Source organism: Streptomyces griseochromogenes (assembly GCF_001542625.1).
GTDB classification, from domain to species: domain Bacteria; phylum Actinomycetota; class Actinomycetes; order Streptomycetales; family Streptomycetaceae; genus Streptomyces; species Streptomyces griseochromogenes.
The window spans coordinates 10467182-10480384 of sequence record NZ_CP016279.1 but is presented as its reverse complement, the minus strand read 5'-3'; the positions used below and the strand labels follow the sequence as shown (position 1 = coordinate 10480384).

Below are 13203 nucleotides of genomic sequence, written 5' to 3'. Positions count from 1 at the left end.
TGCTGTCCAGAAACCCAGGGAGGGTCCGTGACCACCACACCGTTCATGAACCGAGAAGGAATGACGCGCCGTCGTACGCTCGCGGCCGCGCTGGCGGTTGGGGCCGCCGTGCCGATGGGCGTCGCACGCCCGGCGCGGGCGGCTTCGACCGCCCCGGGCCCGGTGCGGCTCACCCTGCCTGCGCCCACCGGGCCGTACCCGGTGGGCACGGTACCCCTGCACCTCGTCGACACTTCACGTCCCGATCCCGTGGCCGGCCCCGGGCATCACCGCGAGCTGATGGCCGCCGTCTGGTACCCCGCCCGGGCCGTCGAACGGTATCCGCTGGCCCCCTGGGCGTCCCCCGCCGTGGCGCGGGCCCTCCTCACGGCGGCGGACTTTCCGGCCGATGTCACGGTGGCGCCGCTCACGGCCGCCCACGAGGGCGCCCCGGTGCTGCGAACGGGCCGACGACTGCCCGTCGTCGTCTTCTCGCACGGCGCGCACGATCACCGGGCGGACACCACCATCGTGGTGCAGGAGCTCGCCAGCCACGGGTATGCGGTGGTCACGGTGGACCACACGTACGACGCGTTCAGCGTGTTCCCCGATGGCCGGCTCACGGTCCCGCTCGACCAACCTGCCCTGACCCCACGTGACTTCGCCACCGACATCCGGTTCGTCCTCGACCGCGTCGAGGACCTCGCGGCCGGTCGCAACCCCGACGCCGGACACCGCCCGCCGCCGACCGGGCTGCTCGGCGCCCTCGATCCGCGGCGCATCGGCATGTTCGGCTGGTCGAAAGGCGCGACGGCGACGGCCTTCGTGATGAGCGAGGACCGGCGCGTCCGGGCCGGGCTGAGCTTCGACGGGCCGATGCAGCCGATGATCACCACCGATCTGGACCGGCCGTTCATGCTGATGACCGCCGAGAACTCCCGGGCCGCACAGCCGAGCGTCGCCGAGTTCTGGGACCGCCTGCGGGGATGGCGGCTCAACGTCCACGCGGAGGGCGCGGTTCACTCGTCGTACTGCGACGTCCAGTTCCTGATCCCACAGCTGGCACAGGCCCTCGGGATGAGTGACGCGGACCTTCGGGGCTGGATCGGCACCCTCGATCCGACCCGGGCGGTCCGGATCCAGCAGGCGTACCCGCTCGCCTTCTTCGACCTGCACCTGCGGCACCGGGGGCAGGGGCACCTGCTCGACGGCCCGTGCCCGGCCTTCCCGGAGGTGAAGTTCATCCCATGAAGCGCCGGCCCGCGTCGCTTCCGGTCGCCACAGGGCCTACGGAATTGCACTGCGTCGGGAGGCCTTCGCCGCCGCCCGTCAGGCGCTGCTCGACAAGGGAGTGATCCGCGAGGAGCGGCGACGTGTGCCGGCGCTCGCGTCGTTCACCACCGGCACGGCGGTGGGACTGGCGCTCGGCAAACCCGTCGTAGCTCGGCCACCCGTCGTGGCCGAGGCCGCGCGCACGCCACGTGGACGACGCAGCCGCCCCTACGCCGAGTCGGTCGCCGGGCGGTGCCTCCCGTCGAGGTCGGGCTGGATCTCCAAGGTGAAGTCGGCGTCCCGGTGGGTGCCCTCCCAGCCGCGCCAGACGTGCACATGGACGGGCCTCGCGGATCCGGGGCCGTGGATGTTCCATTCGGCTCTCAGTTCGCGGGCGACAAGTGCCGCGGTGTACTCGGCGTCCTGGTCCGGGCCGTCGGCGGTGATCCTTCCGCGCCACTGGTTGGGATGGATGCCGTAGGTGCGGCACCCGCCGGAACCGTACGGCTCGTCCACCCGGTACACCCACTGTGTCGTCCCACTCGTGGTCCCGGCCCTCGCGAGGAGCGCCATGCGCTCATCGCGAGCGGAGGCGCCGTACGGAAGGCCGGCCGGATGGCCGTCGGCACCGCCATCGGCCAGGTGCCGTGCGATGACCTCGCCAGCGAGCTGCCCGTACAGATCCATGATCCGCAGGTCCTGATCGGACGGCCGGCCGGGCTGTGACATGTGCGTCGAGATCATCCCCATCAGCCGCCCGGTGTGATCGACCAGCGGTGTGGACTGGACCGAGCGGACCCCCGCGGCACGGAAGATCTTCTGGTGGGGTGCGAAGGCCGGGTCGTCGCGGACGTCTTCCGAGACGGACTGGGCGCCTTGCCGGGCGGCCCGTCCGCAGACGGAGAGGCTGTCACGGACCACCGCGAAGTGATCGAGGAACTCGCGTCTGAAGCCGGACTGGGTGACCAGGATCAGCGAGCCGTCGCGCGGGTCCATGAACTGGATGTTCCCGAACTCGGCACCCATCAGCGCCATCGCCGCTCCGGTGACCCGCGGAAGCACAACGGTCAGCTGAGGGACGTCACGCAGCTCCGCCGCCGCGTCCTGCAGGTTCTTGAGGGCCGACGGCTCGTCCAGGCTGAGAGCCACCCACGCGGCGAGCTGGTCGGCTCTCCGTGCGTCGGTCACCTCGCGCGGCGGACGTGGCCGCGCGGAGCGGTAGGAGGCCGTCACCTGCTCGAGCGGCCTCACGAGGTTGTGGGAAGGACTCATGTGCACCACACCCTCATCGGGTGGCTTTGCGATGAGTTTACGTCTCCGTCGCCGCCCTGGACAGTCGTCCGGCCCCGTCCTTCGAGCCGGACACCGCCTTCTGCCCTCTCCAGCGGCTCGCCGGGTCGCCGAAGCCGGTCGACCGCCCGGCCTCGGCCCCCCCGGCCTCGATCTCGGCCTCCACGGTCGCCGGCGGCCGTGGAGACCGAGGCGTCAGCCCGCGCTCAGCTCGCTCAGCTCCGCGAGCGGCAGAGTGTGCTGCGTCTGCAGGACCTTCGCGCGGAGGTAACGCACGTTGTGCGCCGTGGTGAAGACGCCGGTCGGCACCCGGTCGCGGACGACGACCCCCAGCGAGCGCAACTGCTCCGCCTTGTCGGGGTTGTTGGAGAGCAGATCCAGCTCCCCGATGCCGAGGGCCCGCAGCATCTGCGCGGCGGCCGTGTAGTCGCGGGCGTCCTCGGGCAGGCCGAGCGCGGCGTTCGCCTCGTAGGTGTCGAGGCCCTGGTCCTGGAGGGCGTAGGCGTCGAGCTTGTTGTAGAGACCGATGCCGCGCCCCTCCTGGCGGAGGTAGAGCAGGACGCCCCCGCGGTCGGCGATGCGCTCGACCGCCTCGCGCAGCTGGGGGCCGCAGTCGCAGCGGGCCGAGCCGAAGACGTCGCCGGTCAGGCACTCGGAGTGCAGGCGGACCAGCGGAACGGGGCCGGGATCGCCGAGGACGACGGCGACGTGCTCCTGTCCGTCGGCGAGACCGTGGAAGGTGACGAGTTCGGCGTCGACGCGGTAACCGTCGTGGAAGCGCAGCGGTACCCGGACGCGGGCGCGCTGTGTGGCGGCGGGGGTGTCGGGCATGCGGGTCCCTCCGAGGCAGTTGCTTCAGTTTTGAAGCAGTCGGTCGTGGAGACCCTACCCTATGCTTCAAAGTTAAAGCAATTGCCTCGTGTGCGGCCGGTGTGGCTTGCCTCGCGTGTGGCGGGTGTGGCTCAGGAGCCCTCGGGCCGGGAGGAGGGGCACGACGACCGGCGGCGCCACGGGACGTCGCCCGCCCCGGCCTCGGCCTCGTCGCCCTGCAGCCCGCGCGTGATCCCCGTGCAGATCTCCTCCAGCTGCCGCACCTGCTCCGGCGTGAGCCGGTCGAAGAGGGTCGCGCGGACCGTCTCGACATGCCCGGGTGCCGTGCGCTCCAGCACGGCCGTCCCCGCGTCGGTCAGCACCGCGAGCGAGCTGCGCTTGTCCTGGCAGCTGTCCTCGCGGCGCACCAGGCCGTCCCGCTCGAGCCGGGTCACCGCGTACGTCAGCCGGCTGCGGGTGATCTTCAGCTTCTCGGCGAGGTCGGTCATGCGCAGACGCCGGTCGGGTGCCTCGGAGAGGTTGGCCAGGACGGAGTAGAACAGGTGGGGCATGCCGGCTTCCTGCTGGAGCTGTCGGTCGATCGCGTCCTCCAGTAGCTGGGAGGCGGCGATGTAGGCGCGCCAGGCGCGCTGCTCCTCGGGGGTGAGCCAGCGGGTCGTCATGCCGCCAGTGTAAGTTTGTTTCAAACTTGAACCAAGACCGCGACCGCTCGCCAGGGAGACCGCGCCGATGCCGTACCCGTACGTCCTGCTCTCCGCCGCCGTCTCCCTCGACGGCTGCCTGGACGACACCGGTCCCGAACGACTCCTGCTCTCCAGCCCGGCCGACTTCGACCGGGTCGACGAGGTACGGGCCTCGGTCGACGCCATCCTGATCGGCGCCGGCACCATCCGCGCCGACAACCCGCGCCTGCTGGTGAACTCCCCCGAGCGCCGCGCGGCCCGCACGGCCGAGGGCAGGCCCGCGTACCCGCTGAAGGTCACCGTCACCGCCACCGGCGACCTGGACCCGGCCGCGAACTTCTGGCACACGGGCGGCGAGAAGCTCGTGTACACGACGGGCGAGGGCGCCGAGCGGGCGTCCCGCGTCCTCGGCCGGACCGCCGACGTGGTCTCCCTCGGCCCCGGCCTCGACTGGCGCGCCCTGCTGGCACACCTGCACGACGTGCGCGGCGTACGGCGCCTGATGGTCGAGGGCGGCGGAACCGTCCACACCCAGCTCCTCCAGCAGGGGCTCGCCGACGAGCTCCAGCTCGTCCTCGCCCCCCTGTTCGTCGGCGACCCGGCGGCACCGCGTCTGTTCGGCCCGGGGGCGTACCAGGGCGGCCGGCTCCGGCTCATCGAGACCCGCCGGATCGAGGACGTCGTGCTGATGCGCTACGAGCCCACCGCGCCGGGCGCCGGCCCGGTGGCCGCCGCCGACCACCACTGGCTGCGCACCGCCTGCGACCTGGCCGCCCTGTGCCCTCCCTCCGGGACGGCGTTCAGCGTCGGCGCGGTGGTGGTCGCCGCCGACGGCACGGAGCTGGCGCGCGGCCACTCGCGCGAAGGGGGTGATCCCGTGGTGCACGCGGAGGAGGCGGCCCTCGCGAAGATCGACCCCGCCGACCCGCGCCTGCCCGGCGCGACCGTCTACAGCAGCCTGGAGCCCTGCTCCCGCCGCGCCTCCCGCCCCGCGCCGTGTGCCGAGCTGATCCTGCGGGCGGGGGTCGGCCGGGTGGTCACGGCCTGGCGGGAGCCGGACACGTTCGTCGCGGCGGCCGACGGGAGCGGGGTGCTGCTGACCGCGGGCGTGGACGTCGTACTGCTGCCGGAACACGAGGGCCGGGCGAAGGCGCCGAACGCGCACCTGCTGCCCTGAACGGAGCCTCACGGAAACCCGTGTGCATCGTGTCCTGCGGATGACGTATGCTTGAGACACAACGACGCGGGGTGGAGCAGCTCGGTAGCTCGCTGGGCTCATAACCCAGAGGTCGCAGGTTCAAATCCTGTCCCCGCTACTGAAGGCTCAGGGCCGGAATCCAGCAATGGATTCCGGCCCTGAGTGTTTGCCCGGCCATCCTCACCCACGGTGACCGGACGGAAGCCCTCCGCATAACATCTGAGTCACCATCAAAACCGCTGTGACTCCTGAACGTCGGCCAACTCGCCCGATTTCCGCCGGTCGTGACGTGTACGTCCGCCCTGAATTCCGTTAATGATCAAGCCGAACGGCTTGGAATCTGGCCTCGGGGTCTATTAACGTTCGATAACGCAGCGCGGTCGTCCCAGCCGTCACCCGAGGCGGCTCCGTGCGCACGCGCCGAATCCCGTGAGGGAACCGGGGAACCACCACCTTGGGGTGAATCGCGCGGATGCCGTCGTGAACCGCTTGAATCCACGACCGGTATACGCGCGTAGGAGACCTTCCTGCTCCGAACCCGTCAGCTAACCCGGTAGGCGGAGGAAGGAAAGGAGTACGCCCGCGTGGCGTCCAACCGGCCTGCCCCAGAAGCCCCGTTCATGCCGGCTCAGCGTGAGTCCGAGACCTTCGGCTACGGCGACTACCGCACCGACGAGGGCCCCTGGGAGGAGTGGAACCCCACCGAGGAGTCCATCCGCCCGGTACGCGGCCGGCACCGCGTCGCCAAGCAGCGCGGCGGACTCGCCCGCAGCTCCACCGTCCTCGGCGTCGGTGTCATAGCCGCCGTCGGCGCGGGCGGCATGGCCAGCGCCCACACCGGCAAGCCGCCGGTGTCCCTCTCGATGCCGGACCTGGGCTCCGTCGGCTCCCTGTTCGACGACGGCTCCTCCGCCTCCGACGCTCCCAAGGCCGCGCTCAGCAACGTCGGTGTGACCTCCGCCGACAGCGACCAGGACGGCAACGCCGGCGAGGCCCTGCGCAACCGGATCATGGCGCAGGCCGAGCAGCAGCAGAGCAAGGCCGACAGCAAGGCCACCGCGGCCGCCCTGGCCACCGCCGAGAAGCAGGCCGCCGACGCGGCCGCCAAGGCGCAGAAGGCGGCCGCCGCCAAGGCCGCCGACGCCAAGGAGAAGGCCGAGGCCGCCGCGAAGAAGAAGGCCGAGGAAGAGCGCCTGGCCGAGCTGGCCAAGCAGTACAAGCTGCCGGTCGTCTCGTACACGATCACCGGCACCTTCGGCCAGCCCGGCTCGATGTGGTCCTCCGGCTACCACACCGGCCTCGACTTCGCCGCCCCCACGGGCACCCTCATCAAGGCCATCCACAGCGGCACCATCACCGAGGCGGGCTGGGCCGGCGCCTACGGTTACCGCACCGTCCTCACCCTGGACGACGGCACCGAGCTGTGGTTCTGCCACCAGTCCTCGATCGGCGTCTCCGTCGGCCAGAAGGTCAGCACCGGTGACGTCATCGGCCGCATCGGCGCCACCGGCAACGTCACCGGCCCGCACCTCCACCTGGAGGTCCACCCGAACGGCCAGTCCACCGGCATCGACCCGATGGCGTGGCTGCGGGGCAAGGGCCTCACCCCCTGACGGGTCTCTCGGCACGGGAATGCGGCACCGGCGGCGGAATGTGATCACCCACCGCCGGTGTTGGCATGAAGCATGACTTCTCTGCGCAAACTCGGTTCCTCCGACCTCGAGGTCTTCCCGCTCGCTCTCGGCGGCAACGTCTTCGGCTGGACCGCGGACGACGAGACCTCCTTCGCCGTCCTCGACGCCTACACGGCCGCCGGCGGCAACTTCATCGACACCGCCGACTCCTACTCGGCGTGGATCGAGGGCAACAAGGGCGGAGAGTCCGAGACGATCATCGGTAAGTGGCTCGCGTCCCGCGGCAACCGTTCGGACGTCGTCATCGCGACCAAGGTCAGCCAGCACCCGGATTACCAGGGCCTGTCCGCGGCCAACATCAAGGCGGCCGCCGACGCGTCCCTGCGTCGTCTGGGCACCGACTACATCGACCTCTACTACACCCACTACGACAAGCCCGACGTGCCCGTCGAGGAGATCATCGGCGCCCTCGACGAACTGGTGAGGGCGGGCAAGGTACGGCACATCGCCGCCTCCAACATCGGCGCGGAGCGGCTCGCGGCCTCCCTCGACTTCTCCGAGCGCGAGGGCCTGGCCCGCTATGTGGCCCTCCAGCCCCACTACAACCTCGTCTCCCGTGACACCTACGAGGGCCCGCTGCAGGACCTCGCCGCCCGTGCGGGCGTCGCGGCGGTCCCGTACTACGCCCTGGCCTCCGGGTTCCTCACCGGCAAGTACCGCCCCGGCACGAGGGTCGACAGCGCCCGCGCCGGCTCGGCCGCCAGGCACCTGGAGTCCGAGCGCGGCCAGAAGGTGCTCGCGGCCCTCGACGAGATCGCCACCGCCCACGAGGCCTCCGTGGCCACGGTCGCCCTCGCCTGGCTGGCCGCCCGGCCGACGGTGGCGGCCCCGATCGCCTCGGCCCGGACGGTGGAGCAGCTGCCGGCGCTGCTGGGGGTGGCGGAGCTGCGGCTGACCCAGGAGGAACTGGACCGCTTGACCCAGGCTTCCGCCTGAACCTGCTGTCCGTCGCGACGGCGCACAGACACGACGGACAGACACGACGGCGTGCGCCGGGGGGGGGTCCCCCACGCCCTTGAGGCAGTGGGGGAGGTGCCGAACTCTCCGCAGCCCGGACGGCTACGACCGATACGGGTTGTACGCGGGATGCGGCATCGCCGGATACCCGTACGGCGCCCAGAACACCGGCGCCGGAGCGGATGCCCGTGCCGCGTACTCCAACGCCGGCCGGGCCACCTCCTTCCGCCTCCACAGCTCGGCGAGCAACTCCCGCTCCCGTACGGCGAAGTCGGCCCCGGCCCGCCCGCGCCGGCCCCGCTGCCGCAGGAACGCCAGCGAGGTGGCGTAGGCCTCGTACTGCGCGACGGCCCGGGCCGCGGGCCGCCCCCCGAAGTGCTGCCGGGCGTGGTCCCTGGCCATCCGCCGCGCCCGCATCGACCCGAGCACGAACGGCTCGGCGGGCCCCAGCCACCCGGCGTACACATACGCGGGCAGCTCCTCCCGTACGGTCCGCAGCTCCCGTTGCCGCGTCCAGACCGCCAGCCAGGTCAGCAGCCCGAACGAGGGCACCATGAAGACGCCGTAGACGGCGAAGAAGCCGTACTCGCCGAAGGACGAGGAGCCGTTCCAGAAGGCATGCATGCTCATCGCGAGCAGCAGCCCGCCGAGCGGGACCAGGACACGCCGGACGTGCTGCCGTTCGGCACCGAGCGCGGCGATGCCGAAGCCGATGCCGGTGAGCACGGTGAACAGGGGGTGCGCGAACGGCGACATCACGATGCGCACGAAGAAGGTGGCGGCGGTGACGGAGGCGATGCCGCGGTCGCCGGTGAGCTGGTCGGCGCCGAAGGCCGTGCCCAGGTAGAGGATGTTCTCGGTGAACGCGAACCCGGTGGCGGTGACCCCGGCTATCACGACACCGTCGACGATCCCGGTGAAGTCCCGGCGGCGGAAGAGGAAGACCAGCAGCACGGCCGTGGCCTTGGCCGATTCCTCCACGACGGGCGCTATCACGGTCGCGCCGAGGGTGTCGGCCCCGGCGGGGTCGGCGGTCGCCGTGGCGATCCACTTCGTCGCGAAGCTGTTGGCGACGATGGCGATCAGCGCGGCCGCGCAGGCGCCCCAGGCGAAGGCGAAGACCAGGTTGCGCCAGGGCCCCGGCTCGACCCGGTCCAGCCAGCGGAAGGCGGCTATGAGCCAGGGCACGGGAAGGACGGCGAGCCCCAGCCCGACCAGAAAGCCTTCCGTGCCGGTCTGCCGGCGCACCAGCGCGAGGATGACCAGGCCGGACAGCGCCAGCAGTGTCATCAGCGCTCCGTAGCGCACCCATCGGCGCTGCCACCAGTGCGGATGCGCTCCGCGTCCGGGGCCGGGGGAGTAGGTCGGGTACGGAGGGCTGGTGGCCAAGGCATCGACCTCTGCTCGCTACTGGTCCTGATGCGGTACGCGACGGAAGAGCAGATCGTTCACCACATGTCCCTTGTCCAGTCCCTGCCCCTCGAAACGGGTCAGCGGCCGGAACTCGGGACGCGCCGCGAAACCGCCGTCGTCCTGCGTGTTCTCGAAGTCCGGGTGCGCGGTGAGCACCTCCAGCATCTGCTCGGCATACGGCTCCCAGTCCGTCGCGCAGTGCACGAGCGCCCCCGGCTTCATCCGGGTCGCGGCCAGCGACAGGAACTCGGGCTGGATCAGCCGCCGCTTGTGGTGCCGCTTCTTGGGCCAGGGGTCCGGGAAGTACACGCGCAGGCCGTCCAGCGAGTCGGGCCGGAGCATCTCCCTGAGCAGGATGATCGCGTCCCCGTTGCCCACCCGGACGTTGGACAGGCCGTTCTGGTCGGCGAGATTGAGCAGATTGCCCTGCCCCGGCGTGTGCACGTCGACGGCGAGGACATTGGTGTCCGGGTCCCCGGCGGCCATCTGCGCGGTGGCCTCGCCCATCCCGAACCCGATCTCCAGCACGACGGGCTTGTCGTTGCCGAACAGCTCGCCGAGATCAATGACCCGCTGCCCGTCGATGTCCAGCCCCCACTTGGGCCACAGCCGCTGCAGCGCATCGGCCTGTCCGGCCGTCACCCGGCTACGGCGCGGCTGAAAACTCCGGATCCGCCGCTCGAAGTGCGACCCGGCCGGGTCGGCCTTGGGCCCGTCCGGAAACCGTGGCTCCCCCTTGGCCCGGGTGTGCCGGACGGACACGCCGGGGATGTGCACGGACGACGACTCGCCGGCAGCGGGCCGCGGGGCTTCGGGGGCATTCAGGGAGTCAGACACAGTGAGACCGATTTTACGGCGCCTTCTCGGGCCACCGAGTCGGGATGGGGGAGGGCGGCCATCGGCCGGGTGCCGGGTGGGCATCGGCCGGGGGAGGGCGGCCATCGGCCGGGGGCCAGGGAGGCCGGGAGCCCCTGGGACGGCACTACAGCGAGCCGAGCATCTCCAGTGCCCGCCGCCCGACCTCCCGGCCGATCGGCAGTGAAGCGGTGGCCGCGGGAGACGGCGCGTTCAGCACATGCACAGCCCGTGCCCCCTCGCGAATCAGGAAATCGTCCACCAGCGTCCCGTCCCGCAACACCGCCTGCGCCCGCACTCCGGCAGGGGCCCGCACCAGATCCTCCACCTCCACCGCGGGCAGCAGTCTGCGCACGGCTCCCAGAAACGCCCCCTTGGACACCGACCGCCGCAGCTCCCCCGCCCCGTACCGCCAGTGCCGCCGGGCGATCACCCAGGACCCCGGCCACGCCACCGTCCCGGCCAGCTCCCGAGGCCGTACGACCCCCCACCCGTACCCCTCACGGGCCAGTGCCGGCACCGCGTTGGGCCCGATGTGCACACCCCCGTCGATCCCCCTGGTCAGATGCACCCCGAGGAACGGGAACGCCGGATCCGGCACCGGATACACCAGCCCCCGCACCAGCTCGGGCCGCGCCAGTTCGTAGTACTCCCCCCGGAACGGCACGATCCGCACCCCGGGCTCGTCCCCGGTGAGCCGCGCCACTTCGTCGCAGTACAGCCCGGCACAGTTCACCAGCACCCGCCCGCGCACGACGTCCCCGGCCGCGGTCAGCACGGCCACGCCCCGCTCCGGGCGCCGGTCCACCCGCACGACCCGCGCGCCGTAGCGGATCTCCGCCCCCGAGGCCCGCGCCAGCTGCCGGGCGACGCCGACGAAGTCGCACACACCGGTCGTACCGACGTGTATGGCCGCCAGGCCCCGCACCTCGGGCTCGTACTCGCCGATCTGCGCGGCGCGCAGCTCCCGCACGGGAATCCCGTTCTCCCGGCCCCGCTGCACGAGCGCGTGCAGCCGCGGCAGCTCCTCCCGCTCGGTGGCCACGATCAGCTTCCCGGTGACGGCGTGCGCGATGCCGTACTCGGCGCAGAACTTCACCATCTCGGCCGCGCCCCGCACCGCGTACCGCGCCTTGAGCGAGCCCGGCCGGTAGTAGATCCCGCTGTGGATGACCCCGCTGTTGCGCCCCGTCTGGTGCCGGGCCGGGCCCGGCTCCTTCTCCAGCACGGTCACCCGCGTACCCGGCGCGCCCCGCGTGATCGCATACGCCGTGGACAGCCCGACGATCCCGCCCCCGACCACCAGCACGTCACAGTCGTACGCACCCGCCCGCACCTGCACCACCTCCCACCTCGATAGTGCACTGCGCCACTGACAACGCCTTCAAACTCGGGAGGGCGAAGCGCGGCCCGAAGGGACGCGGGACTGTGCCGATGTGCGGCTCCGCCGCGTGGGCGCGATCAACCACAGACGCCCTCCCCAGCCCCGAACCCGCATCAGCCGGGCAGACGCATCGGCACCCGGCCCGCGGCGGAGCGCCTACGCCGGAGTCATCATCAAAAGAGGCCGGGCCCGCTCCCGCAACTCGACCACCCTCGGCTCATCCCCATACGGCTCCAACCGATGCAGTAGATCCTTCACATACTCCGTGGTCCGAGCGGAGGAGATCCGACCGGCCACCTCCACGGCCCGCACTCCCTGCTCACAGGCCGCGTCAAGATTCCCCGACTCCAGCTCGGCGACGGCCGAAACCACCAGCCGCAGCCCGTGCGAGCGCACAAACTCCTCCGTCGGCTGCGACAACGCCTGCTCGGTGAACCGCCGCACCTGCCGCGGCGCCTTCAGATCGCGGTAGCACTCCGCCGCATCGGCGGCAAACCGGTCGTATCCATAAAAACCAAGCCAAGAGGGGTCGTTGTCACCTTCCCTGGACCGTTCGAGCCAGCCCTCGGCCGCCTTCAGCGCCGTGCCGGCGGCCTGCGCGTCACCCGCGCGCGCGTGCGCTCGCGCCTCGATCAGACGGAAGAAACTCATGGTGCGCGCGGTCGCCAGTCCCCGGTTGCGCTCCAGTGCGGCCTGAGCGAGATCCACACCCTCGTCGCCGAAGCCCCGGTACGTCGCCTGCAGCGACATGGAGGCCAGTACGTACCCCCCGAGAGGGACGTCGGCGGCCGCGCGCGCGAGCCGCAGCGCCTGGATGTAGTACCGCTGCGCCGCCTCCTGCTGGCCGGTGTCGAAGGCCATCCAGCCGGCCAGCCGGGTGAGTTCCGCGGAGGCCCCGAACAGGGCGCGGCCGACCTCGTCGGAGTACGAGCCGAGCAGCAGCGGCGCCGCCTCCACCCGCAGGCACTCCGGCACCATGGACGAACGCCAGTCGCCGCCTCCGTATTTGGAGTCCCAGCGCCTGGCGTCCTCGGCGGCTTCCCGCAGCTTCTGTACATCGCTGTGGCCGACTTTGATCGGTGCGCCGGAGCCCTCGGCAGAGTTCGCCTCCCGCGCGACCGAGCTGTCGGCGGGGGTTATCAGCCATCGCGAGGCGGGCGTTGCGTATGCGCTCACTGCGAACGACCCGGCGAGCGACTGCCAGATGCCGCCGGAGCCGGCCCGGCGCCCCGCGAGGTCGAGCCGGTACAGCTCGGTGGCCGATTTCACCGCCTGGCCCACGTCTCTGGGGAAGGCGAGGCCCACTTCGGGGGCGGGATCCGCGTCCGCCAGGCCGATCTCGTGGAGCGGCACCGGGCGGCCGAGCTTCTGGCCGATGGCGGCCGCGATGAGGTGCGGCGCCGCTCCCTGCGGCACCATCCCCTTCGACACCCAGCGCGCCACCGAGGTCTTGTCGTAGCGAAGTGTCAACCCGCGTTGCGCGCCAAGGTCGTTGACGCGTCGCGCGAGTCCCGCGTTGCTGATTCCCGCGAGGGCGAGAACGGCGCCGAGCTTTTCGTTCGGCCCGCGTTGCTCCCTGGACATGCGTCACCCCTCGACACAGACGGCTGCCGCGCTGGCATAACCGTGCGGCATTCGTAAACCCAG

The 13203-nt window shown here is 71.6% G+C and carries 11 protein-coding genes, 1 tRNA gene and 1 riboswitch; of the genes, 5 read left to right on the top strand and 7 right to left on the bottom strand.

What is annotated here, in order from left to right; genetic code table 11:
• Positions 1-27 precede the first annotated feature (27 nt).
• Positions 28-1230, top strand: a complete 1203-nt coding sequence (locus AVL59_RS45845; protein ID WP_067316273.1) for an alpha/beta hydrolase family protein — start codon at positions 28-30, stop codon at positions 1228-1230.
• A gap of 249 nt (positions 1231-1479) precedes the next feature.
• Here AVL59_RS45845 and AVL59_RS45840 read toward each other — a convergent pair whose 3' ends face one another.
• The 3 genes from AVL59_RS45840 to AVL59_RS45830 form a co-directional block, all read right to left on the bottom strand.
• Entirely contained in the window at positions 1480-2523 is a 1044-nt protein-coding gene (locus AVL59_RS45840) for a GAF domain-containing protein (protein ID WP_067316272.1), read from the bottom strand.
• Between the two features lie 213 nt (positions 2524-2736).
• Entirely contained in the window at positions 2737-3372 is a 636-nt protein-coding gene (locus tag AVL59_RS45835) for a GTP cyclohydrolase II (RefSeq protein WP_067316270.1), read from the bottom strand.
• Between the two features lie 131 nt (positions 3373-3503).
• Positions 3504-4034, bottom strand: coding sequence for a MarR family winged helix-turn-helix transcriptional regulator (locus AVL59_RS45830; RefSeq protein ID WP_067316268.1), 531 nt, complete (start codon positions 4032-4034; stop codon positions 3504-3506).
• A gap of 67 nt (positions 4035-4101) precedes the next feature.
• Between AVL59_RS45830 and AVL59_RS45825 the strand changes: the two genes are divergently transcribed.
• The 4 genes from AVL59_RS45825 (at position 4102) to AVL59_RS45810 (ending at position 7883) form a co-directional block, all read left to right on the top strand.
• Positions 4102-5232, top strand: a complete 1131-nt coding sequence (locus tag AVL59_RS45825) for a dihydrofolate reductase family protein (RefSeq protein ID WP_067316266.1) — start codon at positions 4102-4104, stop codon at positions 5230-5232.
• Between the two features lie 65 nt (positions 5233-5297).
• Positions 5298-5371, top strand: a tRNA-Met gene (locus AVL59_RS45820).
• Positions 5372-5661: 290 nt separating this feature from the next.
• A riboswitch (cyclic di-AMP (ydaO/yuaA leader) is annotated at positions 5662-5828 on the top strand.
• A 9-nt stretch (positions 5829-5837) separates the two neighbouring features.
• Complete coding sequence (locus tag AVL59_RS45815; protein WP_067316264.1) at positions 5838-6866, top strand: M23 family metallopeptidase; 1029 nt, start codon at positions 5838-5840, stop codon at positions 6864-6866.
• 72 nt (positions 6867-6938) lie between these two features.
• Positions 6939-7883 carry an aldo/keto reductase gene (locus tag AVL59_RS45810; RefSeq protein WP_067316262.1) on the top strand — a complete coding sequence of 315 codons (945 nt, stop codon included), beginning with the start codon at positions 6939-6941 and terminating at the stop codon, positions 7881-7883.
• Between the two features lie 123 nt (positions 7884-8006).
• Here the strand turns inward: AVL59_RS45810 and AVL59_RS45805 are convergent, their stop codons facing one another.
• The 4 genes from AVL59_RS45805 to AVL59_RS45790 all read right to left on the bottom strand — a co-directional run bounded on the left by AVL59_RS45805 (position 8007) and on the right by AVL59_RS45790 (position 13140).
• A complete protein-coding gene (locus AVL59_RS45805) occupies positions 8007-9293 on the bottom strand; it encodes a PrsW family intramembrane metalloprotease (RefSeq protein ID WP_067316260.1) in 1287 nt (428 codons plus the stop codon).
• An 18-nt stretch (positions 9294-9311) separates the two neighbouring features.
• Positions 9312-10154: a tRNA (guanosine(46)-N7)-methyltransferase TrmB gene (gene trmB, locus AVL59_RS45800; RefSeq protein WP_208870560.1), complete on the bottom strand. Its 843-nt coding sequence runs from the start codon at positions 10152-10154 to the stop codon at positions 9312-9314.
• Positions 10155-10299: 145 nt separating this feature from the next.
• Positions 10300-11517: an L-2-hydroxyglutarate oxidase gene (gene lhgO, locus AVL59_RS45795; protein ID WP_067316257.1), complete on the bottom strand. Its 1218-nt coding sequence runs from the start codon at positions 11515-11517 to the stop codon at positions 10300-10302.
• A 195-nt stretch (positions 11518-11712) separates the two neighbouring features.
• A complete protein-coding gene (locus tag AVL59_RS45790) occupies positions 11713-13140 on the bottom strand; it encodes an MFS transporter (RefSeq protein ID WP_067316256.1) in 1428 nt (475 codons plus the stop codon).
• Positions 13141-13203: the final 63 nt, after the last annotated feature.

Coding starts and splice junctions, on each gene's coding strand:
- AVL59_RS45840 (WP_067316272.1), bottom strand. CDS start 2,523: ATGAGTCCTTCCCACAACCTCGTGAGGCCGCTCGAGCAGGTGACGGCC.
- AVL59_RS45835 (WP_067316270.1), bottom strand. CDS start 3,372: ATGCCCGACACCCCCGCCGCCACACAGCGCGCCCGCGTCCGGGTACCG.
- AVL59_RS45830 (WP_067316268.1), bottom strand. CDS start 4,034: ATGACGACCCGCTGGCTCACCCCCGAGGAGCAGCGCGCCTGGCGCGCC.
- AVL59_RS45825 (WP_067316266.1), top strand. CDS start 4,102: ATGCCGTACCCGTACGTCCTGCTCTCCGCCGCCGTCTCCCTCGACGGC.
- AVL59_RS45810 (WP_067316262.1), top strand. CDS start 6,939: ATGACTTCTCTGCGCAAACTCGGTTCCTCCGACCTCGAGGTCTTCCCG.
- AVL59_RS45790 (WP_067316256.1), bottom strand. CDS start 13,140: ATGTCCAGGGAGCAACGCGGGCCGAACGAAAAGCTCGGCGCCGTTCTC.